This window comes from Shinella sedimenti (genome assembly GCF_022601905.1).
Classification (GTDB): Bacteria; Pseudomonadota; Alphaproteobacteria; order Rhizobiales; family Rhizobiaceae; genus Shinella; species Shinella sedimenti.
The window spans coordinates 415,279-441,616 of record NZ_JAKVIN010000004.1 but is presented as its reverse complement, the minus strand read 5'-3'; the positions used below and the strand labels follow the sequence as shown (position 1 = coordinate 441,616).

Below are 26,338 nucleotides of genomic sequence, written 5' to 3'. Positions count from 1 at the left end.
TCGACATATAGGGCGCAGGGCATTGGTGCCGCCACTGTTCTTTTGTATCAAGGGGGCGGGAGGGCCGTTCGGACATGATAGACAAGCTAGAATATTTCATCGCGCTGGCACGCGAACGACACTTCGCCCGGGCTGCGGAAGAAATCGGCATCTCCCAGCCGACCCTTTCGGCCGCGATCCGCCAGCTGGAGGATCAGCTTGGTGTGATGCTCGTCGTGCGTGGCTCGCGTTTCCAGGGCCTGACGCCCGAGGGACAGCGCGTGCTGGAATGGGCGCGCCGCATCGTCGGCGATACCCGCACAATGCGCGAGGAAATGCGCGCGGCGCGAAAGGGCCTTTCCGGCCACATCCGACTTGCCGCCATTCCCACGACGCTGTCCATGGTGCCGCGCATCACCGCGCCTTTTCAGGAAAAACACCCCGACGTCACTTTCTCCATCGTCTCGACCACCTCGATCAAGATTCTCGGGCTCCTGGAAAATCTCGAGATCGATGCCGGCCTGACCTACCTTGAGAACGAGCCGCTCGGCCGCGTGACCAGCGTGCCGCTGCTGCATGAGCACTATTGCCTCATCACGGCCAAGGGCAATCCGTTCTCGGATCGCGAAACTGTGACCTGGCGGGAGGCCGGGACTGTTAGGCTTTGCCTATTGACCGCTGACATGCAGAACCGCCGCATTATCAACCGTCACTTTGCCGAAGCGGGCGTTACGGTCGAACCGTCGCTTGAGGCGAATTCGATGATCGTGCTGTTCTCCCATGTGCGCACAGGCCGCTGGTCCAGCATCATGCCGCGAAATGTCGCAAAATCGTTTGGATTTCCTGACGAAATCAGTATAGTTTCTCTCACCGATCCCGATCCGCACCACACGATCGGCCTCGTTGCCACGCACCGCGAGCCCTTTACACCGCTCGTCTCCGCTTTGCTCCATGAAGCGCGCACGCTGGCCGAGAAGGGCATGAGTTAATAGTAGTTTCCTATCGATCAACGGGTTTGCTTTATTGACCGTTCGCGTCGTGGCTGAGAAGCTGTCCAGATAGTCCGCGGGGATCGACAGGGTTCCGGTTCTCGTCGAGCAGTTTCAAAAGCATCGGCGCGCAGGAACCCATCTCTTCCGTGGTTTCATTCGTGTCGGTTGGGAGGCCTGACCATGAATGTGCATGTCCTCGGCAGCGATGTCGAAACAAGAACGCTGGCTATTGTCGGCGACCTGAAGGGGCTTGAGGGGCCGCTTCTCCCCATCCTGCATGAGATCCAGGCGGAGTTCGGCTACGTCCCGCAGGAAAGCCTGCCGGTCATCGCGCGGGAGCTGAACCTTTCGCGCGCCGAGGTGCATGGCGTCGTCACCTTCTATCACGATTATCGCGACCATCCCACGGGCAGGCATGTGCTGAAGCTCTGTCGCGCCGAGGCCTGTCAGGCGATGGGCGGCGACGATCTTGCCGAGCGCGTTAAGTCGCTACTTGGCATCGATTTCCATCAGACGACTCTGGACGGCGCGGTGACGCTCGAACCGGTCTACTGTCTCGGGCTCTGTTCCTGCGCACCCGCCGCCATGCTCGACGGCGAGGTGCACGGAAGGGTCGACGCCGATCTTGCCAAGGAACTTGTCACGGAGGCACGCCGATGACCATTACCATCTTCGTACCGCGTGATGCCGCCGCCCTGGCGCTGGGCGCAGACCGTGTCGCCACCGCGATTGCCCGCGAAATCGAAACCCGCGGCATCGATGCCCGCATCGTGCGCAACGGCTCGCGCGGCATGCACTGGCTGGAACCGCTGGTCGAGGTACGCACGGAGAGGGGTCGCATCGCCTACGGACCGGTCAAGCCTTCCGACGTGCCATCGCTTTTCGAGGCGGGCTTCCTGCAAGGAGCGGATCATCCGCTCTGTCGCGGGCGGACGAAGGAGATACCGTTCCTCGCCCGCCAGACAAGGTTGACCTTCGCTCGCTGCGGCGTCACCGATCCGCTTTCGCTTGAGGACTATCGGCATTATCAGGGCATGAAAGGCCTGGAGAAGGCCGTGACCATGCAGCCGACCGACATCATCCAGCAGGTGACCGATTCGGGCCTGCGCGGACGCGGCGGCGCGGGCTTCCCGACCGGCATCAAATGGAAGACAGTTCTGGAGGCGCCGGGCGCGCAGAAATATATCGTCTGCAATGCCGACGAAGGCGATAGCGGCACCTTCGCCGACCGCATGATCATGGAAGGCGATCCCTTCGTGCTGATCGAGGGCATGGCGATCGCCGGCCTTGCGACCGGCGCGACGAAAGGCTTCATCTATACCCGTTCGGAATATCCCCACGCCATCGAGACCATGATCGCCGCCGTGGAGATCGCCCGCAAGGCCGGCATCCTCGGCCCTTCCGTACTGGGTTCCGGCAAGGCCTTCGACATGGAAGTGCGCGTCGGTGCGGGCGCCTATGTCTGCGGCGAAGAAACCGCACTGCTCAACAGCCTCGAAGGCAAACGCGGCATCGTGCGCGCCAAGCCGCCGCTACCCGCCTTGCAGGGCTTCCTTGGTCGTCCCACCGTCGTCAACAACGTGATCTCTCTGGCGTCCGTGCCCGTCATCATGGATCGCGGCGCAGAATTCTATCGTGATTTCGGCATGGGGCGTTCGCGCGGCACGATCCCGATCCAGATCGCCGGCAATACCAGGCACGGCGGCCTCTTTGAAACCGCCTTCGGCCTTACGCTCGGCGAGATCGTCGACGATATCGGCGGCGGCACGGCCTCCGGCCGTCCGGTCCGCGCCGTGCAGGTCGGCGGCCCGCTCGGTGCCTATTTCCCACGCGCGTTGTTCGACACGCCCTTCGACTACGAATCCTTCGCGGCCAAGGACGGTCTGATCGGCCATGCCGGCATCACCGTCTTCGACGATACTGTCGACATGCTGAAGCAGGCACGCTTCGCCATGGAGTTCTGCGCAGTGGAAAGCTGCGGCAAGTGCACGCCCTGTCGCATCGGCTCGACGCGCGGCGTCGAGACGGCCGACAAGATCGCGCAGGGCATCGAGCCCCAGAAGAACCGCGAATTGCTGGCCGATCTCTGCAACACGATGAAATTCGGTTCGCTCTGTGCGCTCGGCGGGTTCACGCCCTACCCGGTGCTCAGCGCCATGACTCATTTCCCGGAAGACTTTTCGCCGGCGCCGATCGCCGAAGCAGCGGAGTAAGCCCATGCCTCTCGTTCCCGAAATCGATTACGGCACCCCCGCCTCCCGCTCCGAGAAAATGGTGACGCTCACCATCGACGGTAACGAAATCACCGTCCCCGAGGGCACGTCCATCATGCGCGCCTCGATGGAGGCAGGCATCCAGGTGCCCAAGCTCTGCGCCACCGAAATGGTGGATGCCTTCGGCTCCTGCCGGCTCTGTCTTGTCGAGATCGAGGGCCGCAATGGCACGCCGGCCTCGTGCACGACGCCGGTCGCACCCGGCCTCGTCGTTCATACCCAGACCGGCCGCCTGAAGGACATCCGCAAGGGCGTGATGGAGCTTTACATCTCCGATCACCCGCTCGACTGTCTTACCTGCGCGGCAAACGGCGACTGCGAATTGCAGGACATGGCCGGCGCCGTGGGCCTGCGCGACGTTCGCTACGGCTATGAAGGCGATAACCACGTCAAGGCGCGCAGCAACGGCGAAGCCAATGCACGCTGGATGCCGAAGGACGAATCCAACCCCTATTTCACCTACGACCCATCCAAGTGCATCGTCTGTTCGCGCTGCGTGCGCGCCTGCGAAGAGGTCCAGGGTACGTTTGCGCTGACCATCGAGGGCCGCGGTTTCGACAGCCGCGTTTCGCCCGGTATGCACGAGCATTTCCTGGAATCCGAATGTGTTTCCTGCGGCGCCTGCGTGCAGGCCTGCCCGACGGCGACGCTGACCGAAAAGTCGGTGATCGAGATCGGCCAGCCGGAGCATTCCGTCGTGACGACCTGCGCGTATTGCGGCGTCGGCTGCTCGTTCAAGGCGGAAATGCGCGGCGAAGAGCTGGTGCGTATGGTGCCGTGGAAGGATGGACAGGCCAATCGCGGCCATTCCTGCGTCAAGGGCCGCTTCGCCTATGGCTACTCGTCCCACCGCGAGCGCATCCTCAACCCCATGATCCGCGAGAAGATCTCCGATCCGTGGCGGGAAGTGACCTGGGAAGAGGCCTACGCCCATGTCGCCTCCGAGTTCCGCCGCATCCAATACCAGTACGGCCGTGATTCCATCGGCGGCATCACCTCGTCGCGCTGCACGAACGAGGAGACCTTCCTCGTCCAGAAACTCATCCGCGCCGGCTTCGGCAACAACAACGTCGACACCTGCGCCCGCGTCTGTCATTCGCCGACAGGCTACGGTCTCGGCCAGGCCTTCGGCACGTCCGCCGGCACGCAGAACTTCGACAGCGTCGAGTTCACCGATGTCGTCATCGTCATCGGCGCCAATCCCACCGATGCCCACCCTGTTTTCGGCTCGCGCCTGAAAAAGCGCTTGCGCCAGGGTGCCAAGCTCATCGTCATCGATCCGCGCCGCACGGAACTCGTGTCGTCGCCGCATATCAAGGCATCCTACCACCTGCCGCTGAAGCCGGGCACGAACGTTGCCGTCGTCACCGCGCTTGCCCATGTCATCGTGACGGAAGGTCTCTTCGACGAGGCGTTCATCCGCGAGCGGTGCGACTGGTCGGAATTCGAGGACTGGGCGTCCTTCGTCGCCGAACCGCGCCACAGCCCCGAGGAAACGGAAGCCTTCACAGGCGTTCCGGCCGAAGCGCTGCGCGGCGCCGCCCGCCTCTTCGCGACCGGCGGCAACGGCTCGATCTATTACGGTCTCGGTGTCACCGAACACAGCCAGGGCTCGACAACCGTCATGGCTATCGCCAACCTCGCCATGGCGACCGGCAATATCGGCCGTCCGGGCGTGGGCGTGAACCCGCTGCGCGGTCAGAACAACGTGCAGGGCTCGTGCGACATGGGCTCGTTCCCGCACGAACTGCCGGGTTACCGTCACATCTCCGACGACGCGACACGCGATATCTTCGAAAAGCTGTGGGGCGTGAAGCTCAACAACGAGCCGGGCCTGCGCATTCCCAACATGCTGGATGCCGCCGTCGAAGGCACCTTCAAGGGCATCTACATCCAGGGCGAGGACATCCTCCAATCCGACCCCGACACCAAGCACGTCTCTGCGGGGCTGGCTGCGATGGAATGCGTCGTCGTGCAGGACCTGTTCCTCAACGAGACCGCGAACTACGCCCACGTCTTCCTGCCGGGCTCCACCTTCCTGGAGAAGGACGGCACCTTCACCAATGCCGAACGCCGCATCAACCGCGTGCGCCGAGTCATGACGCCGAAGAACGGCTATGCCGACTGGGAGGTCACGCAGAACCTTGCCAAGGCCATGGGCCTCGACTGGAACTACACCCATCCGTCCGAGATCATGGACGAGATCGCCGCAACGACACCGAGCTTTGCGATGGTGTCCTACGACTATCTCGACAAGGTCGGCTCAGTTCAGTGGCCCTGCAACGAGAAGAACCCGCTCGGCTCGCCGATCATGCACATCAACGGCTTCGTGCGCGGCAAGGGTAAGTTCATTCGCACGGAATATGTCGCAACCGACGAAAAGACCGGGCCGCGCTTCCCACTGCTGCTCACCACCGGCCGCATTCTCAGCCAGTACAATGTCGGCGCCCAGACACGGCGCACCGACAACGTCATCTGGCATGAAGAGGACCGGCTGGAGATACACCCGCACGATGCCGAAAACCGCGGCATCCGCGAGGGCGACTGGGTGCGGCTTTCCAGCCGCGCCGGCGAGACGACGTTGCGCGCGCTCATCACCGATCGCGTCGCACCGGGTGTCGTCTACACGACCTTCCACCATCCGACGACGCAGGCAAACGTCATCACCACCGATTTCTCGGACTGGGCGACGAACTGCCCTGAATACAAGGTAACCGCCGTGCAGATCTCGCCGTCGAACGGACCGTCCGACTGGCAGGTCGAATATGACGAGCTCGCCCGCCGGTCGCGCCGCATCAAGGGCAAGCTGGAGGCGGCGGAATAGGATCGAGCGTGCCCGAATTTCCCACCAACACGAAGGTCCGCGAGACCGCCCGGCGCAACGGGCGGCTCTCTGACGGCGAGCGTTTCGTTCCCGAGGAAACTCCGATCGCCTTCTCCTACGCCGGCTCCACCCATGCCGTCATGATGGCGACTCCGGCGGACCTGGAAGATTTTGCCATTGGCTTCAGCCTGACCGAGGGTATCATCATGGACCCCGCGGAGATCGAAACGATCGACGTGGAGGCGGAAGACAAGGGCATCGACCTGCAGATCCGTCTTTCGGACGAACAGAACGACGCGCTGGTCGCCCGGCGCCGCCATATGGCCGGGCCTGTCGGTTGCGGCCTTTGCGGCATCGAATCGATCGAACAGGCCGTTCGCGTCACCCCGTCCGTGCGTACGTCGCGACTTACGCTATCGGAAGACGAGGTGGTGGAGGCCGTGCGGTTGCTCAACGGCCAGCAGCCGCTGCACATGGCGACGCGCGCCGTTCACGGCGCGGGCTTCTATGTTCCGGGCCAGGGTCTTATTGCCGTTCGGGAAGATGTCGGCAGGCACAATGCGCTCGACAAGCTTGTCGGCGCGGCGCGGCGCGCCGGCCATGCCGGTCATGCGGGAGCTGTCGTCGTGACGAGCCGTGTTTCCGTCGAAATGGTACAGAAGACGGCAATCATCGGCAGCCCCTTCATCATCGCCATCTCCGCCCCCACCGCGCTCGCCATCCGCACGGCGGAGGACGCGGGCATGACGCTGATCGCATTGGTGCGCGGCGACGAATTCGAGATTTTCACTGGTGCGGACCGCATCGGAGCCGGCGCCCAGCGGCGTCTGGGCAACGGCTAGGAGACGGATATGTCGGAAGGCAACAAGATCGTACGCATGGCGAACCAGATCGCCACCTTCTTTCACTCCCAGCCGGCGAGCGAGGGCCCGAACGGCGTGGCGACCCACATCAACAAGTTCTGGGAGCCACGCATGCGCCGGCAGCTCTTCGACCTCGTCGACAATCATGGTGGTGAAGGCCTCGACAGCCTTGTCCTGGAAGCCGTGCCACTCATCCGCCGCCCCCCGCCCGCCGAAGTGCCGCCCGCACAGGCCGCGGCACCGGCAGCACCCTGATATCGAGGGATTGAGCGGGATCGCCCGGCATTTCAGCCGGACGATCCCACTGCAAACCAATCAGAATTCTTCCCAATCGGCGGCCGCTTGTGCCGTTGCGCTGTGCGATGCCCGCATCGTGCGCGCCACCGCATGAAGCTGGGCGATAGGCGCCGCGCGTTGCGTCTGGTTTTCGGTTTCCGCCAGGCGGAAGCGGCGAATGAGGCCATGAAGCGCATCCGCCTCACGCGCCATAGAATGGCTGGCGGCCGTGCTTTCCTCCACCATCGCCGCGTTCTGCTGTGTCGCCTGGTCCATCGCGTTGACGGCCTGGTTGATCTCGCGAAGCCCTGTCGACTGCTCGCGCGATGCTTCGACGATGGCGGCGACATTCGTGTGGACCTCGAGCACCTGCGTCAGGATCTCGCGCAGCGTTCGCCCAGTCTCATCGACAAGCGACACACCGTTCTTTACCTGCTCGCCCGATGTCGTGATGAGGGCCTTGATATCCTTCGCCGCGCTGGCGGACCGTTGCGCAAGCTCACGGACTTCCTGTGCGACGACGGCAAAGCCCTTGCCGGCCTCGCCCGCCCGCGCCGCCTCCACGCCAGCATTGAGCGCCAGCAGGTTCGTCTGAAAGGCGATATCGTCGATGACGCCGATGATGCTGGAGATCTCGCGCGAGGATTGCTCGATCTGCCCCATGGCGTCGATCGCCCGCTTGACGACTTCGCCGGATTTCTCGGCACCCGCGCGGGTCTGTCCCACCAGGCTGCCCGCCTCGTCGGCGCGCCGGCTCGAATCGCTCACCGTCGTCGTGATCTGGTCGAGCGCGGCCGCGGTCTCCTCGACGGAGGCCGCCTGCCTTTCGGTGCGCCTTGCGAGGTCGTCCGCCGCCGAACGGATTTGCTGCGCGCCCGAGGCAATCGCGTTCGCATTGGTTTCGACCGTTCGCATTGCCGCGTGGAGACCCGAAACGGCCGCATTGAAATCGCTGCGTACCTTTTCCATAGAGGGGACGAAGGGCATGGCGAGATGTTGCGTAAGGTCTCCCTCCGCAAGCGCCTTGAGCGCACCGCCCAACGCATTGATCGCCGACATGCGCTCCGTGACATCGGTGGCGAACTTGACGACCTTGTAGACCCGGCCGTTCAGATCGCGGATCGGATTGTACGCCGCCTGAATCCAGATCTCCTTGCCGCCCTTGCCGTAACGCACGAACTCGCTGGAGATGAAATTTCCCGCCGCAAGGCTCGTCCAGAAGTCGGCATAGGCAGGCGTCTGCGCATAGACGGGATCGCAGAACATGCGGTGGTGCTTCCCGACGATTTCCGTCAGGTCATAGCCGAGCCCGGCACAGAAATTCTCGTTGGCGTGCAGAATTTCGCCGGTGGGCGTGAATTCGATGACCGCTTGGGAGCGCGAGATCGCATCGAGCTTGCTCGCGTCCTCGGCAGCACGGATTTTCGCAAGCGTGATATCCGTCGCGAACTTGACCACCTTATAGGGTTTGCCACCCCGTAAGACCGGGTTGTACGACGCCTGGATCCAGATTTCGCTGCCGTCCTTGCGCAGACGCTTGTAGCTGCCTGAATCATATTCCCCGCGCCCGAGCCGTGCCCAGAACTGCCGGTAGTTATCGCTGGCCGTATGCGCGGCGTCACAGAACATCCGATGATGCTGACCGACGATCTCTGTCAGGTCATAGCCAAGCGCCGTGCAGAAGTTTTCGTTGGCAGTGAGAACGTTACCGGCGAGGTCGAACTGTATAACGGCCTGCGAACGCGACAGCGCGTCGATGATGTGGCCCGAATCCGTAAAGCTTGCGAAAGAAATCATGACCTGTCCCCATATGTGACGGCCACGGCCTAGTGGTGATTGCCGCGTGGCGATCGTCGGTTGCGGGAGTGGTCGGCATGACCCGAACCATGCGCCAGCCTCCCTTAACGCAATCCTCGAAGAGAACCCCTATCTCAAGCAAAGGCTGCACAATCAAAGATAGAGTTGCTTCATTAAAAATTTATAAAAACAGAAATAGCTGATTTTGGGGCCCTTGCATTACAATAGCTTACTTCCGACGCCGTAAATGCAGACTGACGTAACGTAAGCACGCGGCGCAAAACGTCGCGCAAAAATATACTATAGGTTGCATTCCTTGGAAATAAAAAGACCGTCACACCAGCGCATGACGGTCTTTGACATTGCGAGTGGTACGGCCGCTCAGGCGGCCATGTCCTCCATATCGCGTTCCTTGAACATGCGTGCAAGGTTGAGGAAGCAGATCATACCGTTCTCATGGGCGATGATGCCTTCCGCATACACCTTGTCGAAGGAGGTCGTCACTTCCGGCACGGGCTGGATCTGCTCACCGCGAATGGTGAGAATGTCGGAAACCCGATCGACGACGAGGCCGACCACCATGTTGTGCACTTCGGCGACGACGATCGCGCTGCGCTCATTGGCTTCGGTGCTCTTCATGCCGAGCTTGTGCGCGAGATCGATGATCGGGATGACCGTGCCGCGCAGGTTCATCACGCCGATGACATCCGGCGGCGAATGCGGGATCGGCGTGGACGGCGCCCAGCCGCGGATTTCGCGGATCGTGGTCGTCTTCACGCAGAATTCCTGATCGTGCAGACGGAATGCGATGATTTCGAGCGTATCACCGGTAAAGCCGGTCGTCTTTATGGAGGTCATCGGGGTCTTCCCAGTTGGAGCGACGAATTGACCGATCCTATGCACGCCCTGGTTAAAATCTTTCCAACATCCGTCCCGACCAACAAAAAGGGCCCCGCGTCGCAGGGCCTTTCTTCGTCTATGGATCAAGATGCTCAGGTGCGCAGCACGGCCTCGAACTGCTCCAATGCCCAATCGACCTGATCGCCGGTGATGACGAGCGGCGGGGCAATACGGATCGTGTCCCCATGTGTATCCTTGGCGAGAATGCCGCGCTCCTTCAGCGCCTCGCAATATTTGCGCGCGCCGCCGGCCGCAGGGTCGAGCTCAACCGCAAGCATCAGGCCACGGCCGCGCACTTCCTTGATGATATTGGAGCGGATGCCCTTCAATCCCGCCCCGAAGCGTTCGCCCATCCGCTCGGAATTGCCGATCATGTCTTCTTCCACCAGTACCTTCAAAGCCGCGCGCGCAATGGCGCAGGCGAGCGGGTTGCCGCCGAAGGTCGAGCCGTGCTGCCCGGGTTTCAGCACGCCCAGCACCTCGCTGTTCGAAAGCACCGCCGAGACCGGGTAAAAGCCACCGGACAGCGCCTTACCGACCAGCGTCACATCCGCCTCGATGCCCTCGTGCTCTTCCGCGAGCAGCTTTCCGGTGCGGCCGAGCCCCGTCTGGATCTCGTCGAGGATGAGCGTGATGCCGTGCTGCGTGCAAAGTTCGCGGACGGCGGTGAAATAGCCGGCCGGCGGGATCAGCACGCCCGCCTCGCCCTGGATGGGCTCGATGAGGAAGGCTACCGTATTTTCGTTAATCGCAGTGCGGAAGGCGTCGATATCGCCGAAGGGCACATGGCGGAAGCCCGGTGCGAACGGGCCGAAGCCGATGCGCGCATCCGGATCCGTGGAAAAGCCGACAATGCCCATGGTGCGGCCATGGAAGTTGTTGGCGCAGACGATGATCTCGGCCTGGCCCTCCGGCACGCCCTTCACCTCATAGCCCCATTTGCGCACCGCCTTGACGGCAGTTTCGACTGCTTCCGCACCGGAATTCATCGGTAGCACCTTGTGCGACCCGGTGAGCGCGGCGATCTCTTCGTAGAAATGCGCCAGCTGATCGTTACGGAAGGCCCGTGAGGTCAAGGTGAGCTTCTGGGCCTGCTCGACCATCGCCGCCAGGATTTTCGGGTGGCAATGCCCCTGGTTGACCGCCGAATAGGCCGAAAGGCAATCCAGATACCGGTTGCCGTCGACATCCCAGACATACACACCCTCGCCCCGCGAAAGCACCACGTCGAGAGGCTTGTAGTTATGGGCGCCCAGGCGATGCTCGGTTTCGATCAGGCTTGCGGTCGACGGTGTCATGGTATCCTCCGGTTTCAGGCGCTGCGGGTCGGCCGGTCGAGAATGCGGCGGCCGAAAAGACTTGCGGTGAGCTCGACGAGAATGCGGGCGCTCTTGCCGCGGTCATCGAGAAAGGGGTTCAGCTCGACGAGATCGAGTGACGAGACGAGCCCGCTGTCGCAGAGCATCTCCATGATCAGATGGGCTTCGCGGAAGGTCGCGCCACCGGGCACCGTCGTGCCGACTCCCGGCGCGAGATCGGGATCGAGAAAATCGACGTCGAGGCTCACATGCAGCAGGCCATCCGCGGCCCGGATGCGGGCAATGACGTCGTGCATGATATGCGCCATGCCAATCTCATCGACAGCACGCATGTCGAAGACGTTGACGCCGTGCTCGGAGATCTCCTCCCGCTCGCGCGCATCGACGGAGCGAATGCCGACCTGGAACACGTTCTTCGGATCGACGAACGGGCGCCCAGCGTCGAGGATCGGCGCGAACTCCGCCTGGCCGCAAAAGAAGGCGACCGGCATGCCATGCATGTTGCCGGAGGGTGAACTCGACGGCGAATTGAAGTCGGCATGGGCATCCAGCCAGAGCACGAAAAGCGGGCGGCCGAGATCGGCGGCGTGGCGCGCCATGCCCGAGACGGACCCCATGGACAACGCGTGATCCCCGCCGAGGATAAGCGGAAACTTGCCGCTATGTGCGGCATCGTAAACAGCGGTATCGAGCGCACGCGCGAAGGCGGCGACGACCTGCAGGTTGTTGGCCTTGGGATGGTTTGCGAGGTCGCGCGCCGGCACCGGTTTCAGGTCGCCCTCATCCGTGACCGTATGGCCGAGGTCGCGCAGGGTCGAGTCGACGCCAGCGATGCGGAGGGCCATCGGCCCCATAGAAGCGCCGCGACGGCCCGAGCCCTCTTCGAGAGGCGCGCCGATCAGCGCGATATGCGTGTTGTTGTCAGCCATGATTTCCCCGCGAATGCGTGAAGCCGGTTTGCCCCGGTTTTGGGTAATTATCGCCGGTCAGGCTGTTGGCAAAAAGGGGAAAAACTGACAAATAGATTGCCTGTATCAGCATTTTGCCAAGTACGGATCGACACAATGATAAGCCTTGACGATCTCGATCATTCCCTGATCAGCGCCTTGCGCCACAATGCGCGGACTCCCGTATCATCGCTCGCCGCGATGACCGGCGCCTCGCGTGCAACGGTTGCCGCGCGGATCGAACGGCTCGTTTCCTCCGGCACCATCGCCGCCTTCACCATCAAGACCGGTGCGGAACTGACGGGCAGCGGCGTGCGCGCGATCGTAATGATCGAGGTTCACGGCAAGATGGCCGACCGCGTGGCAACGCAGCTGCGCGGCCTGCCGCAGGTCCGCGCGCTTCATTCGACCAATGGCCGCTGGGATTTCATCGCCGAACTCGAGGATCGAGACCTCGGCACCTTCGACGAAACGCTGCACCGTATCCGCCTGATCGACGGCATCAACGGCACCGAGACCAACATTCTCCTCAAGACGACGAAGAATGCTTTCGCCTGAGCGAATGGGCCTCAGTATTCCTTTTCATAGAAGATGCCCGCACCCGCGCTGCCGGCGCTGCCGGCTTCGCCGCGCAGCTTGAGGCCGCGTCCGACATCCAGATTGATTACGGCCTTGGCGCCGTTCGTTTCGGGATCCTGCTTCAGTTCGATATAGGTGCGATCGTTGAGATACTTGCCGGCGGAAACAGCCGCGCGGCCCTCCGCATCCGTTGTGATGTCGAGATCGTCGACGCCGAGCTTGCTGCGAAGGCTGTCGAGCAGGCCCGTGGAACTGCCGCCGGCCAATTGGCTTGCAGCGGCGGCAAGCTGCGCGATCTGCACGGCAGACAGATTGGACATGGAGCGGTTGAAGATGAGCTGTGCCAGGATCTCGTCCTGCGGCAGGGCAGGCGAGGAGGCGAATGTCACGGTCGGATTGCTGGCAACGCCTGCCACGGTGACAGTGATTTCCGTCGTGCCGGCCGTGCTTCCGGCAACGAGGTTGACAGTCGGCACGAGGCCGCCGGCAAAGCCGATATGCGCGCTGGAGAATTCCAGCCGGCGCGCGAGGATTTCCATGCGGCCGCGCTCAAGCTCGAAACCACCCGACACCACAGGCGACGAGGATGTCCCCGTCACTGTGAGACTGCCGCCCAACTCCGCATTGATGCCGCGGCCGCGCACGAAGAGCTGCCCCGGTGCCTCGATTGTGAGGTTCAGGCCAATACCGCGCGAAGCCCCACTCGACCCCTGGTCACGCTGTACGTCGGCAGTCATGCGCTTAACATCCGCCGGGGCATTGCGATGCTTGATATCGATCTCCGACAGCGAAGCCGGGAGTTTTTGCGGAATGGTGATGTTGGCCTTGTTGATGCGCACCCGACCGGCCAGCACGATATCGGCCACCGGGCCCTTGAGGGTGAGATCGCCGGTCACATTCGCGGTGACCAGCGTGCCGTCGACATAGGTGACATCGCCCAGCTTGATCGCCACGTCGACAGGGAAACCGCTCGCCGGATCGATGCCGACGCGCCCGCTGGCAGAAAGCTGCCCGCCGCTCGCCAGCTTGCCGGACAGCGTTTCGATAACCGCCTGCCGGCCGTCCATGGTGACGCGGATCGTCAGGTCGTCCACGGCGAGATTGCGCCTGACATCGACCAGCCGCGCGCCGCCGGCCGTAATGCTGCCGGTCACCGAAGGCGCGGCCGCCGTGCCGCCGATCGAAAGATCGACATTGGCATTGCCGGTCAGCACGAAGCCCTGCGCAGAAAGCTGGCCCTGCAACAGTCCGAACGGCACCGTGCCATTGAACTTCAGGCCAAGCGGCGTTGCGCCGCCGATGCCGACCGTTCCGCCACCGCGGAAGGATAGCCCGCCCGCGCCCGAAAGTACCGTGTCGAGCCGGACCTGGTTGTTGGCGAATTCGCCCTTGGCGTTGATATCGACCGCCCCGATGCCCGCGCCCCGGGTCTGGCTGATGACGGCGCCCTTCCAGTCGAGTGCATAATTGACGACAGGCGAAGCCGCCCTGCCCTTGACCGTCACGGTGCCGCCAATCGCGCCCTCCGCACCAAGGCCCGGAGCGAAGTTGTTGACGAGCGCCGCCGGCAAGGCATTGAGACCAAGCGACAGGTCGAGCGTCTCACCCGCCCGGCCCGATACCGCGACCGACCCGTTACCTGCCTGGATGGTGAGCTTGTCCAAAACCGCGACGCCGTTGTCGACGCCGATCGTCGTCGGCCTCGCGAGCTTCAAGGCGATGCCGCGCGGCGCGGCCTCGAACGTCTGCAGGGCGACATCAAGGCCGCCATTACGTTGCACGACCTGGCCCTTCGCGACCAGCGGCGCATTATCCAGGCGACCGCCGAGATCGAAGCGGGTAGCCTGCCCCTCACGCGAGAAATCAAGATTGAGCGCGTCGACACGGTTCTCGCCCGAAACGATGCGTTCGGCCCGAACCGTGCCGGTAATTGCAAGCGTTGCGAGATCGGTGATCGTGAGGTCTACCGCCGGCTTTGCGATGCTGATCGCATCACGCCTTATTCCCGAACCGCTCGCCTGGACGGCTGCCGAGGTTCTGCCGTTCGTCGTCGCGATCTCCACCTGACCGGAGAGATCACCGGCAGCCTGCTGGCCGGCCATGGCAGCAAGCAGCCCGAGATCGGGAAAATTGAAGCGGATCGTGCCGTCAGGCATAAAATCCGGCGTCAGCGCCAGTGAGCCCTTCAGCGTGTTCGCCCCGATCTCCGCTTCCAGCACCGGCACGGAAATGCGCCCGCCTTCCGACGTGATGCTGGAGCGTACATTGATCGCCTGCCCATCGAGTGCACCGGTCGCCGTCAACTCCCCGGATGGCCTGTCCGCAACGGCCTTCCCGTTAAGCGTGACGACGAGATCGCTCAGCGTGCGTCCCGAAAGCGTAGCACCACTCGACGTGATCTTCGCCGCAACGTCGAGTCCATCGACAGGCCCCTTGGCGGAGACATCGAAGGCTGCCTCGCCCGAGGCATCGCCCAGCAGCTTGCCAAGGCTCAAGACCTTGCCGGCAAACGTCGCATCGAGATTACCCTCCGCGAGTGCAACATCGCCGGCTGCCTCGACCGTCCCGGACTTGACCTGGAGACCGGATAGCTGAAGCGCGCCGTTGCCGGCCAGCTGAAGGCGGCCTTCCATCGCAATCGTCGTATCGAACTTGCCGGACAGGGCCGGCGGCAGGACTGCGGGCAGCGCGAAAAGACGGAAATTGACGTCGGCCTCGCGGCTTTCAAGCCCATAGCGGCCCGAAAGCGTTCCACCGATGCTGGCACTCTCCAAGGTCGCGGGGTCGAAGGCAATCTCAGCGGGAGACACGTTCAGCGTTGCGACGAGCTTGGCCGGCCCCTTCACCATGCGGTCGATATCCGCATTGGCGAAAGCCATGTCGCCCGTCTCGACCGTCACGTCGACACGACCGGACTGGCTTGAGACGTTGAACGCATCGCTGCGGGCGGAAAGGCGGATATTCTCGATACGGCCCGCCGGCAGTGCCGCCGATACCACGGCTGCATCAGCGCGCAAGGCCGCGGCGCTCGCCTCGCCGGTCAGCGAAATGTCGGCGCCGTCGATCAGGATGCGGGCATCGCCATCGGCGAGGGGCCAGCGGAAGTCGATCGGGCCATCGCGGCCGTCAAGCTTCACATTGAGGTCATTCGCACCCGCCGCACTCACGGCACCGGATGCAGCAAGTGTCATCGCACCTGTCGCGATGGCGCCCTTCTCGATGCGCACCATGTCGGAACCGTCGAAAGCCGCGACGAGGTCGATACTCGTCTCACCGGCAAAAAGCGGCCGCAACTGTGGCGGCATCAGCGCATCGAACGTGCCGCCACCCTTGAGTGACAGGGTATGCAGCCCATTGGCGGAAAGGTCGTGGCGGCCATCCACACGCAGCATCTCCGTGCCGTCGAGCGCGGCGGAAAGACGACCTTTCCACTGCGACAATGGCCCATCCCCCGTCAGGCGGATGGAAACGGCAGGCTCGTTCGGCAATTTGAGCAGGTTGGCGAGCAGGCCGCCCTTCGGTTCAGCGACATCCGCCTCGAGACGCAGCACGTTCTCGGCCGGATTGAAGACGATATCCGCAGCCAGTCGCGCCTCCGGGCGCTCCAGTTCGTTGGCCGAAAGGTTGATGGCCACGCTCTCGGCCGTCGCATCGCCACGGCCGGAGACGACGATCCGCTGATCGCGACCGGCGACGGCGCCCGACACGAAGAGCTCGGGGATCGCCAACGAATCGATATGAACCTCGACAGGCAGTTTGAACGGCGTGTCGGAGGGCTGTGCGTCCGCCTTCGATTCCGGCAGGCGCAGCAGCGAGATCGAGGACGCCGAAACGCGCGACGCATCAAAGCTGAAAAAGAGAAGCTCCAGCGGCGACCAGTCGACGGCGAGGTCGCGGATTTCCGCGTAGGTGCCCTTCTCGTCTCCGAGGGTGACGGCACCGGCGCGCAGCCGCCCCGTCAGAAGGCCGGACGGCTCGCTGATGGAAATGACCTGCCCGCTGGCGGCGGAAAGCTTTTCCACATAGGACACGGCCATGCGGGCGCCCGCATCCGTGAAGCCGACAAAGCCCAGAATCGCGACCAGAAAGACAAGCAGCACCGCAAGGCCGTAGCCGGCATAGCGGAGAATGGCGCGGAGAATTCGAGACAGCCTCGTCATGCTTCATCCATTTCACGTGCGCGGGCGCGCAGAATCGCTCCCCACCGTCTAGAATCCCAATCGAACTGAGGATCAAGAGCCTAGCGGAAAATTGCGGCGCCAGTCAGAACGACTGACCGATGCCGGCGTAGACCCCGAAGGACGTTCCGCCCTCATATTTCTTCAGCGGCACCGCGACATCGAGCCGAAGCGGTCCGAACGGCGTCGCATAGCGAAGACCGACACCGGCGCCGGCGCGGATATCCTTGAAGTCGGGCACCTCGTCCGTCGAGACGGTGCCGACATCGATGAACGGCACGATACCGATGGTTTCGGTGACACCGATGCGGACCTCCGCGGAGCCAGCCACATAGGATCGCCCACCGAGCAGCTTGTTGTCCGCATTGCGCGGCGAAATCTCCTGATAGCCATAGCCGCGCACCGTGCCGCCGCCGCCGAGGAAGAAGCGACGCGTCGCCGGAATATCGGCTAGCTCGCTGCCGCCTATGATCGTTCCGGCGGAAAGCTTGCCGGCCAGCACGAAACGCTCCTCCGCCCCCAGCGCCTGATAGCCGGTGATGGCCCCTTCGAAACTGGAGAAGAACGTGCCGCGATAGGTCTCGTAGCTCGGCTTGGCGTTGATGAGGAAGCGATAGCCTTCCGTCGGGTTGAGCTTGTCGGTGCGGGTATCGCGCACATACTCGATCGGCAGGCTCACCGTCAGATACTTGTTCTTGCCGAAGACGTCCTCGATGTTGCTCCACGCCACCTCGCCGCCGGCGCTGACGGTATCCCGGTCAGAAAGCTCGACGCTCACCCCTGCCGCCGCCGTGGTGGTGAAGGCCTTGTAGGCGTCGGGATCGACGATCGAGGCCTTGAGGCTGGCATTGAACGTCGTTGCCGGGCCGAAGGCGCCGGGTTTGGAAAACAGGATAGCCGTCGAATAATCCAGGTCGCCGATGTCGGATTCACCGATGCGGTTGACCGAACCCTCGATACGCAGCGATTCCGCCTGCCCGAACAGATTGCGATGCCCCCAGTACCCCTGCAGGCCGAAACCGTCGGTGTTGGAATATTGCGCGCCGACACCGAAATAGCGGTGCTTGCCTTCGGAAACCTCTATGGTCATCGGCAGCGATCCATCCGGCGCAAGCTGGCTCGCCTCGCGGATGGTCACGCTGGAGAAAACACCGAGCGTGCGCAGTCGTTCCGCAGCCTTGTTGAGGGCCTCGAGCGAATAAGGCTGACCGGCATTGATGCGCGAATAGCGCTGCACGAAGCCCGCATCGACCGTCTTCGTGCCCGTGACGCCCACCTCGCCGACCGGTGCGATCGGACCGCCCTCCGCCGCGATGACCACATCCACCGTGCGCGTCTTGTGGTCGGCCGTCGCGTTCCGCTCGACAAGCTTGGCCAGCGGCCGGCCCTCGGCCTTGAGATCGACGACGACCTTCTCGCCGGCTTTCAGGATGACGGTGGAGTCCGCACGCGCGCCGGCCACCAGGCCGTAATCCGCCGGATTGAACCTGTCGGCGTCGCCGGAGAAGGCGACATCGCCGAATGTGAAGACGGGACCCGGATCGACCCGGATCGTCACCGGAATGGCGGCGCGGTCGTTGAATTCAGGGTTGGGCGGCAGCGAATCGAGATCCTGCCCGTTGACGGTGACATTCACCACGCCGCCATAGCGGGCGTTCTCGTAGAGGGCGGCGAGGATGCGATCGCGATCGTCGCGCGCCTTGATAACGAGGCCAAGATCGCCGGACACCGGCTGACCCTCGTCCTGCTTGAGCCGCGTCGTGTTCTCGATGGCGTCCTTGAGAGCGCTGTCATCCGTGCCAGGATCGAGCGTCAGCGTATAATTGACCGGATCGATGACGGTCACGGCCTCTTCATCGCTTTCGAAGAACTTCATCCCGAAAAGCTTGAAAGCCATGGCCGGGCGGACGGACAGGGGCGCGCACGCCAAGGCGGTAGCAACCGCGAGTGCGGTGCCAGCCTTCAGAAACGCAAAACTCTTTTCCGGCCGGTTCACTTTATCCCGCATCCGCAGCTATCCGTCGCCTTTTCCTCGAAGTGCGGTATGCGCATCAGCTTCCGACACAAACCAGGTTCGCTCCGATTCATTCGAAGCATTTGGCAAGAAAAGACCCTAACGCGTTAGGTTTTCCGTAATGTTAACGCCGGTTCTACACGCACACGCCCCGGATTTGAAGCGCCGGACGCTATTTTGTGCCATCGCCGGACAAGCAAAAGCCCCGGGGGATGCCCGGGGCTTCGCATAAGTTGCATCAGTCGGCTATCAGTAACCGGACGGGCAACGGTCGATGTAACGGCGACCGTAACGATCACGGTAGTAGCACTGACCGGGCTGTTCGGACACGCTGCCGATGACAGCGCCGGAAACGCCACCGATGGCCGCGCCAACGGCAGCACCGCGGACGTTACCCGTGACGGCGCCACCGATGATCGCGCCGGAGACGGCGCCGATACCCGCACCCTTTTCCGTCTGCGTGCAGCTGGCGACAGCAAGGCCGACCAGAACGAGCGCAATGACTTTCTTCATGAAGATGTTCTCCAAAGTTGAGTTGCGTCCCGGTCTTCCAGGTCCGCACTATCCCCTTCTGTTGAGCTAACATACGCGCCCGCCTCACGACGGTCATGTCTGTTCAGAGATGAAAATATACCGCGAAACGGGGAAGTCTATGGCGGCGAACTATTTTTTTACACTCCGAATAAATATGGCTGCCATTCCGTTTATTCTCCCCCGTTCGAGCGCCTCCGCATTGCGACGGAAAAGCTGAAACTGGTTCGATGAAACGAGCGGTTCAGCCCGTCCCTTTTTTCGTGCAGACTTGACATGCATCAATAGGAAATGGCCTTTGGGGACCTAACATACATTGGAATGGTTCAAAGGTGGCGCCGATTTGCCGCAGCGCGACGCGTTGCGAAGGATGGGCGCCTGATATAGCCGGATGAACGACCGTCAATGACGATAATGCCCGGGACGATGCCGGGCTGGAGACTCTGGATGGACTTCGAGACTTTCTTCAAGAACGAGCTGGACAGCCTGCATCAGGAAGGCCGCTATCGCGTTTTCGCCGACCTTGAGCGCCAGAAGGGCAGCTTCCCCAAGGCAACGCGCTATACGGCCGAAGGCCCGACGGATGTCACGGTCTGGTGTTCCAACGATTATCTCGGCATGGGCCAGCACCCGAAAGTGACCGAGGCGATGAAACTCGCCATCGACCAGTGTGGCGCCGGTGCCGGCGGCACCCGCAACATCTCCGGCACCAACCACTACCACGTCCTGCTCGAACAGGAGCTTGCCGACCTCCATGGCAAGGAAGCGGCCCTGCTCTTCACCTCGGGCTATGTTTCGAACTGGGCGGCTCTTGGCACGCTCTGTTCCAAGATACCCGGCCTCATCTGTTTCTCCGATGCCGGCAACCACGCATCGATGATCGAGGGCATTCGCCACTCCAAGTGCGAGCGCGTGATCTGGAAGCACAATGACCTGAAGGACCTCGAAGCCAAGCTTGCGGCAGCTGACCCGAAGGCACCGAAGCTTATTGCCTTTGAATCGGTCTATTCGATGGATGGTGACATCGCGCCCATCAAGGAAATCTGCGATCTCGCCGACAAATACGGCGCGATGACCTATCTCGACGAAGTGCATGCCGTCGGCATGTACGGCCCGCGCGGCGGCGGCATTGCCGAGCGCGACGGCCTGATGGATCGCCTCACCGTTATCGAGGGTACGCTCGCCAAGGCCTTCGGCGTGATGGGCGGCTATATCGCCGCCTCCACCGCGCTGTGCGATTTCGTGCGCTCCTTCGCATCGGGCTTCATCTTCACGACGTCGCTGCCGCCGTCGCTTGCCGCCGGTGCGCTCGCCTCGATCCGCCACCTCAAGGAAAGCCAGATCGAGCGCTTCGGCCATCAGGACCGCGTGCGCAAGCTGCGCGCGGCACTCGACCGCGCCGGCATCCCGCACATGCCCAACCCGAGCCATATCGTGCCGGTCATGGTGGGCGATGCATCAAAGTGCAAATGGATCTCGGACCTGCTGCTCGATAATTTCGGCATCTATGTCCAGCCGATCAATTACCCGACCGTGCCGCGCAAGACCGAGCGTCTGCGCATCACGCCGACGCCGCTGCACACCGATGCCGATATCGAGCATCTCGTGGGCGCACTGCATTCGCTGTGGTCGCGTTGCGCACTGGCCCGCGCCGTCGCCTGATATCGAAGACGCAGCCTTACCTGATAAGCCCGGCAGCCACCTGTCGGGCTTCTTCGTCTGCGGCGAAGACATCGTCCATGGATGCGGCCGGCGGTAGATACGCCAGCTTGTCCATCACCTGCTCGGCAATATCCGCCATCGACAGGAACCCGATCCGTCCACCTACGAAGGCGTGGAAAGCAACCTCCTCCGCCGCGTTCATGATCGCACCCTGAAGCCCGCCGCGCGTGAGCGCCGTGCGCGCCAGGCGGAGCGCCGGGAACCGCGTCTCATCAGGCGCTTCGAAATCGAGGCGGGACAGTTTGGCAAAATCCAGCCGCTCGACATCGAGCGTCGAGCGCTGCGGATAGGTCAGCGCATAGCCGATCGCCGTTCGCATGTCGGGCGCACCGAGCTGCGCCAGCACCGAGCCGTCGACATATCCCACCATCGAATGAATGATCGACTGCGGATGCACCACCACCTCGATCTGGTCCGGGCGCACATCGAAGAGATGTTTCGCCTCGATCATCTCCAAGGCCTTGTTGAACATGGAGGCACTGCCGATGGAAATCTTCAGGCCCATGGACCAATTGGGATGGGCGCGCGCGATTTCAGCCGTGACACCCGCCATCTGCTCGCGGCTCCAGGTGCGGAACGGGCCGCCGGAGGCCGTCAGCACGATACGCTCCACGGCATGACGCTGGTCGTCCTCCAGCGCCTGGAAGATCGCGCTGTGTTCGCTGTCGACGGGGATGAGCCGCCCGCCGCCTTCCGCCACGGCCTGAACGAAGAGGTCGCCCGCCGACACGAGGCACTCCTTGTTGGCAAGCGCGATATCGGCACCGCGCTTTGCCGCGGCAAGCGTCGGCGCAAGGCCCGCCGTGCCGACAATCGCCGCCATAACCCAATCCGCCTCGCCGGATGCCGCTTCCAGCAGCGCCGCGCGCCCGGCCGCTACCGCAATCCCGGTGCCGGCCAGCGCATCCTTGAGCGCGCCGTAGCGGTTTTCGTCAGCCGTCACGGCCAATCGTGCGCCGCAATCGCTCGCCTGTGCGGCAAGCAGGTCCACATTGCCGTTGCCGGTGACGGCCAGAACGTCGAAACGGTCACGGCCGCCGAGCTGCCGCAGCACGTCCAGCGTGCTGGTGCCAATCGAGCCGGTAGAACCGAGGATGGTGATGCGTCGCTTTTGCTGCGCGTCGAGAGCCATGATGGGGTCCGCAGTTTTCTTCTTGTCAGAAGAGGCTCTACAGGCGAAAGACGCCTGCAACAAGTCATGGAAATGCTGTAAAGCAAAGGCTTGGGCGGACTTCTGGAACCGGCCGCTTGACCTTTTCACCCGGACGGCCATAACGTCCCCGCAAACGGTCTGCAGACCTGGACGTGATTGGAGAAACCTGTGCACCGACGCCTGAGAGTATGGACCCTCGCTTGCCTTGCCATTCTGGCGGCAGCTCCGGCCTGTGCCGACGAGCCGGTCCCCGGTGGTCTCGGTGGAACGTGGCTCGCCGAGGACATCGCCGGTAATGGCGTCATCGACAATCTCCAGACGACGCTGGAGATCAAGCCGGACGGCTCCTATGGCGGCAATGGCGGCTGTAACACCTATCGCGGCAAGCTCAAGGTCCAGAATGGCAACATCGCCTTCGCGCCGGCGGCCGCAACCCGCAAGATGTGCGCGCCCGCCATCATGGATCAGGAGCAGAAGTTCTTCGACGCGCTCGGCACCGTCACATCGTGGAAGCTGGAAAACGGCATCCTCCATCTCACCGCCAAGGAAGGTGCCCCGGCGATTCGCCTCGCCGCGATGAAGAACAACACCGATGTCGTCATCCGCCTGCCTGGCCCGGAACAGAGCGTCGCGCGAGAGACTATCAACTACCAGTGCGACGACGAACTGCGCATCGTCGTTGAATATATCAATGTCGGCGACAATTCGCTGGCCGTGATCCGGCGCGGCGAGGAAACGTTCATCGCCTCGAACGTCATCGCGGCATCAGGCGCGAAATATGCCGGCGGCCATTTCGAGTGGTGGACGAAGGGCGACGAAGCCACCCTCTACGACCTGACGAAGGGCGAAAATGCCCCCGGCGTCATCTGCCGCAAGACCGGCTGACGGCACGGAAAGGAAGAGCGCCATGCCCACGTTCCAGGTCGGACAAAAGGTCGTCTGCATCAATGACCGTTTCAAGAACGTCTCGATCGATCAGGGCATCCGCAAGGGGCAGGTCTATACGGTACGCTGGGCCGGCCACTACCGGCATTATGTGGATGGCGACTTCTACGGCATCAAGCTGATGGAACTCTATCGCGGCAAGGATGACGGCCCGGAGGGCTACGGCGCCGTCGACATGCCCTTCCGCGCCAGCCGTTTCCGCCCGCTGGTCTCCGACCGCATCCGCAATATGCTTGGCATCAAGGCTCCGCAGCCGAAGACGGTCGTCTCCAAACCTTCCATCGTGCCCGCCATACGCCCCAAGCCACGCGTCGTCACGCCGGAGCGTGAAAAGGAAGACGTCTGATCTTTCGGGGAAATGGTGATCCCGCCGCGATTCGAACGCGGGACCCCCAGATTAGGAATCTGGTGCTCTATCCTGCTGAGCTACGGGACCACTGACTGCACCCATACAAAAGCCTTAGCGTGAAGCCAAGCGATTTCCGTGGTGCGACCACGCGTTCCCTCCGCAACATCGCAGCATGGCACAGTTAGCCATCGGATAGAATCACTCCATCCCCTACATCTTCACTTTCCGAACGGCCGCGGCTGGGCTTTTCGGCGGCCGGGCACTTTCGTCAGGCGGCGAGACGGCTTTCGGCGAGCTTGACCCAGTAGGTCACGCCATGCGGGATGGCGTCGTCGTTGAAATCGTAGGCGGGATGATGCAGCCCGGCCGTATCGCCGTTGCCGACGAAGATGAAGGCACCGGGGCGGGAAAGCAACATGTAGGAGAAATCCTCGCCGCCCATCATCGGGGCGATGGCGGGTTCGACCGATGCATCGCCGGCAATCTCGCGCGCCACGGCGACGGCATGGCCGGTCTCCTGCGCGTGGTTGACGGTAACCGGATAGTTGCGGTGGTACGTCACGACGATCTCGGCGCCATGGGCAGCGGCAAGGCCGGCGCAGATCTGCCGGATACGGGCTTCGGCCCCTTCGCGCATATCAGGGCTCAGCGTGCGCACGGTGCCGGCGAGCTGCGCCGTTTCAGGGATCACATTGTGGGCGAAGCCCGCATTGAACTTGGTGACGGACACGACGAGCGAATCGATGGGGTCGGCGACGCGCGACACGATGGTCTGCAACGCCGTCACGACCTGTGCACCGATGACGATAGGGTCCACCGTCTTGTGCGGCAGCGCCGCATGGCCCCCGCGTCCTGTCACCACGATGTTGAACTCGTCGGTGGCCGCCATGATCGGCCCGGAACGCGTGCCGAAGGCACCGACAGGCATGCCGGGCAGATTGTGCATGCCGTAGACCTCGGCAATGCCGAAGCGCTCCATCATGCCATCCTTGACCATTTCGTTGCCGCCGCCGCCGCCCTCTTCCGCCGGCTGGAAGATCACCGCGACGCTTCCGGTGAAATTGCGGGTTTCGGCGAGATACTTGGCAGCCCCCAGCAGCATGGCGGTGTGGCCGTCATGACCGCAGGCATGCATCTTGCCCCTGACGGTCGAGGCCCAGGGCTTGCCGGTCGCCTCCTCGATGGGCAGTGCGTCCATATCGGCGCGAAGACCGATGGTGCGCCCCGCGCCTTTACCACGGATGATGCCGACGACGCCCGTGCGTCCGAGGCCGGTGACGATCTCGTCGACGCCGAATTCGCGCAGTTTTTCGGCCACGAAGGCGGCCGTCTTCTCCACCGCGAAGAGAAGCTCCGGCTCCCGGTGCAGGTGCCTGCGCCATCCGGCGATTTCATCCTGCATTTCTGCGGCGCGGTTCAGAATCGGCATGCAACACGTCCTGTCATATCAGCCTGAAATTCGGCCATCGGCTCTCGATGGCTTTGCCATCACGATGCCATATAGGTTAAATAGGGCGACGGTTCGAGACAACTCCCGATTTCGAGGACAGATCTTTGCAGATGAACGGACGTACGACGCGCTTGGGCGCGCGCCTTCTGGGCTCCGCCCTGTTGCTTGCAGCCACCCTCTCCGCAACCGCGACCATGGCAGGCCCGCGCATGCTGGTGGATGTCAATACGCTCCAGGTCATCGAGCACGAGGATGCCTTCCAGCGCTGGTATCCGGCCTCGCTGACCAAGCTCATGACCGCCTACACGGTCTTCCGCGCCATCAAGGCCGGCGAGATCACGCTGGACAGCCCAGTCACGATGAGCAAGCACGCCGCCGCCGAACCGCCGAGCAAGATGTACTTCAAGCCCGGTCAGAAGATGACGCTCGACAGCGCGCTGAAGATCATCCTCGTCAAGTCCGCCAATGATGTCTCCGTCGCCATCGCCGAATCGATTTCCGGTTCCGAACCGGCCTTCGTCGACCGCATGAACGCCGAAGCCAAGCGCATCGGCATGAGTTCCTCACGCTTCATCAACCCGAACGGCTTGCCCGGCAAGGGCCAGTATACGACGGCCCGCGACCTCGCGGTCCTCGCCGTGACGCTGAAGCGGGAATTCCCGCAATATGCCTCCTATTTCTCGCTGGAAGGCTTCACGACCGGCAAGAAGCAGTATCCGAACTTCAATATGCTGATCGGCCGCTTCGACGGCGCTGATGGCATGAAGACAGGCTTCATCTGCGCATCGGGCTTCAATCAGGTCTCCTCCGCCACCCGCAATGGCCGCAGCGTCGTTTCCGTCGTTCTTGGCTCCGACAGCCTCGGCGCGCGCGCCGATATTTCCGCCGGCATGCTGCAGAAGGGCCTGACGGGTCGCCCCGGCAATGTTCCCACGCTCGGCCAGCTCAGACCCTATGGCGAGACGCGCGATGTGGTCGCCGACATCTCGCAGGAAATCTGCTCCAAGCATGCCGCCAAGGTTCGCAGCGAAGGTCGCGATGAGGCTGGCCGCCAGAAGCTGGTGTCGCCCTACATCCATGAACTCGACCGGCCGCTGCGGTTCGTTTTCGCCGGCCTTCTGAGCGGCGGCGATACGGCAAAGCCTGATGGTATCGAGACGGTCGCGTCGAACGCCGTGGGCGACATCGCCAACGTGCCCGTCCCGATCCCGCGCCCCACCTTCTGATTGACCTCTGATTCCTGACTG

Annotated in this window: 20 protein-coding genes and 1 tRNA gene; 11 read left to right on the top strand and 10 right to left on the bottom strand. The window is 62.9% G+C overall.

Annotated elements, in window-relative coordinates; all coding sequences use genetic code 11:
* Positions 1–74: 74 nt before the first annotated feature.
* From MKI86_RS12335 to MKI86_RS12310, 6 genes are all read left to right on the top strand, one after another.
* Positions 75–968 carry a LysR family transcriptional regulator gene (locus MKI86_RS12335; RefSeq protein WP_241601187.1) on the top strand — a complete coding sequence of 298 codons (894 nt, stop codon included), beginning with the start codon at positions 75–77 and terminating at the stop codon, positions 966–968.
* A gap of 183 nt (positions 969–1,151) precedes the next feature.
* On the top strand, positions 1,152–1,631 hold the full coding sequence (locus MKI86_RS12330) for a formate dehydrogenase subunit gamma (protein ID WP_241601186.1): 480 nt from the start codon (positions 1,152–1,154) through the stop codon (positions 1,629–1,631).
* On the top strand, positions 1,628–3,184 hold the full coding sequence (locus MKI86_RS12325) for a formate dehydrogenase beta subunit (RefSeq protein WP_241601185.1): 1,557 nt from the start codon (positions 1,628–1,630) through the stop codon (positions 3,182–3,184). Before MKI86_RS12330 ends, MKI86_RS12325 begins: the two co-directional genes overlap by 4 nt.
* Positions 3,185–3,188: 4 nt before the next feature.
* Entirely contained in the window at positions 3,189–6,068 is a 2,880-nt protein-coding gene (gene fdhF, locus MKI86_RS12320) for a formate dehydrogenase subunit alpha (RefSeq protein ID WP_241601184.1), read from the top strand.
* An 8-nt stretch (positions 6,069–6,076) separates the two neighbouring features.
* Entirely contained in the window at positions 6,077–6,910 is an 834-nt protein-coding gene (gene fdhD, locus MKI86_RS12315) for a formate dehydrogenase accessory sulfurtransferase FdhD (protein WP_241601183.1), read from the top strand.
* 9 nt (positions 6,911–6,919) lie between these two features.
* A complete protein-coding gene (locus MKI86_RS12310; RefSeq protein ID WP_241601182.1) occupies positions 6,920–7,186 on the top strand; it encodes a formate dehydrogenase subunit delta in 267 nt (88 codons plus the stop codon).
* A 60-nt stretch (positions 7,187–7,246) separates the two neighbouring features.
* Here the strand turns inward: MKI86_RS12310 and MKI86_RS12305 are convergent, their stop codons facing one another.
* The 4 genes from MKI86_RS12305 to rocF form a co-directional block, all read right to left on the bottom strand.
* Positions 7,247–9,004 carry a methyl-accepting chemotaxis protein gene (locus MKI86_RS12305; protein WP_241601181.1) on the bottom strand — a complete coding sequence of 586 codons (1,758 nt, stop codon included), beginning with the start codon at positions 9,002–9,004 and terminating at the stop codon, positions 7,247–7,249.
* A gap of 381 nt (positions 9,005–9,385) precedes the next feature.
* The gene (locus MKI86_RS12300; protein WP_241601180.1) at positions 9,386–9,862 is read right to left on the bottom strand and encodes a chemotaxis protein CheW; all 477 of its coding nucleotides are present in this window, start codon (positions 9,860–9,862) and stop codon (positions 9,386–9,388) included.
* Positions 9,863–9,996: 134 nt separating this feature from the next.
* Positions 9,997–11,202, bottom strand: coding sequence for an ornithine--oxo-acid transaminase (rocD, locus tag MKI86_RS12295; protein WP_241601179.1), 1,206 nt, complete (start codon positions 11,200–11,202; stop codon positions 9,997–9,999).
* A 14-nt stretch (positions 11,203–11,216) separates the two neighbouring features.
* Positions 11,217–12,152: an arginase gene (rocF, locus tag MKI86_RS12290; protein ID WP_241601178.1), complete on the bottom strand. Its 936-nt coding sequence runs from the start codon at positions 12,150–12,152 to the stop codon at positions 11,217–11,219.
* Between the two features lie 135 nt (positions 12,153–12,287).
* On the opposite strand from rocF, the gene MKI86_RS12285 reads away from it, so the two are divergent.
* Entirely contained in the window at positions 12,288–12,728 is a 441-nt protein-coding gene (locus MKI86_RS12285; RefSeq protein WP_241601177.1) for an Lrp/AsnC family transcriptional regulator, read from the top strand.
* 11 nt (positions 12,729–12,739) lie between these two features.
* Here MKI86_RS12285 and MKI86_RS12280 read toward each other — a convergent pair whose 3' ends face one another.
* The 3 genes from MKI86_RS12280 to MKI86_RS12270 form a co-directional block, all read right to left on the bottom strand.
* On the bottom strand, positions 12,740–16,909 hold the full coding sequence (locus MKI86_RS12280; protein WP_241601176.1) for a translocation/assembly module TamB domain-containing protein: 4,170 nt from the start codon (positions 16,907–16,909) through the stop codon (positions 12,740–12,742).
* Positions 16,910–17,012: 103 nt separating this feature from the next.
* On the bottom strand, positions 17,013–18,935 hold the full coding sequence (locus tag MKI86_RS12275; RefSeq protein ID WP_241601175.1) for an autotransporter assembly complex protein TamA: 1,923 nt from the start codon (positions 18,933–18,935) through the stop codon (positions 17,013–17,015).
* A gap of 255 nt (positions 18,936–19,190) precedes the next feature.
* Complete coding sequence (locus MKI86_RS12270; protein ID WP_064331830.1) at positions 19,191–19,454, bottom strand: YMGG-like glycine zipper-containing protein; 264 nt, start codon at positions 19,452–19,454, stop codon at positions 19,191–19,193.
* 465 nt (positions 19,455–19,919) lie between these two features.
* On the opposite strand from MKI86_RS12270, the gene hemA reads away from it, so the two are divergent.
* A complete protein-coding gene (gene hemA, locus MKI86_RS12265; protein WP_241601174.1) occupies positions 19,920–21,134 on the top strand; it encodes a 5-aminolevulinate synthase in 1,215 nt (404 codons plus the stop codon).
* 16 nt (positions 21,135–21,150) lie between these two features.
* On the opposite strand, the gene dxr is transcribed toward hemA, so the two are convergent.
* Positions 21,151–22,326, bottom strand: coding sequence for a 1-deoxy-D-xylulose-5-phosphate reductoisomerase (gene dxr, locus MKI86_RS12260; protein WP_241601173.1), 1,176 nt, complete (start codon positions 22,324–22,326; stop codon positions 21,151–21,153).
* A 189-nt stretch (positions 22,327–22,515) separates the two neighbouring features.
* Between dxr and MKI86_RS12255 the strand changes: the two genes are divergently transcribed.
* Positions 22,516–23,232 carry an META domain-containing protein gene (locus MKI86_RS12255; RefSeq protein ID WP_241601172.1) on the top strand — a complete coding sequence of 239 codons (717 nt, stop codon included), beginning with the start codon at positions 22,516–22,518 and terminating at the stop codon, positions 23,230–23,232.
* Positions 23,233–23,254: 22 nt separating this feature from the next.
* Positions 23,255–23,638, top strand: a complete 384-nt coding sequence (locus MKI86_RS12250; protein ID WP_241601171.1) for a CAP-Gly domain protein — start codon at positions 23,255–23,257, stop codon at positions 23,636–23,638.
* A 13-nt stretch (positions 23,639–23,651) separates the two neighbouring features.
* Here the strand turns inward: MKI86_RS12250 and MKI86_RS12245 are convergent.
* Positions 23,652–23,728, bottom strand: a tRNA-Arg gene (locus MKI86_RS12245).
* Between the two features lie 181 nt (positions 23,729–23,909).
* Complete coding sequence (locus MKI86_RS12240; RefSeq protein ID WP_241601170.1) at positions 23,910–25,070, bottom strand: M20 aminoacylase family protein; 1,161 nt, start codon at positions 25,068–25,070, stop codon at positions 23,910–23,912.
* A 131-nt stretch (positions 25,071–25,201) separates the two neighbouring features.
* Between MKI86_RS12240 and MKI86_RS12235 the strand changes: the two genes are divergently transcribed.
* A complete protein-coding gene (locus MKI86_RS12235) occupies positions 25,202–26,317 on the top strand; it encodes a D-alanyl-D-alanine carboxypeptidase family protein (RefSeq protein WP_241601169.1) in 1,116 nt (371 codons plus the stop codon).
* The last annotated feature ends 21 nt before the right edge of the window (positions 26,318–26,338 follow it).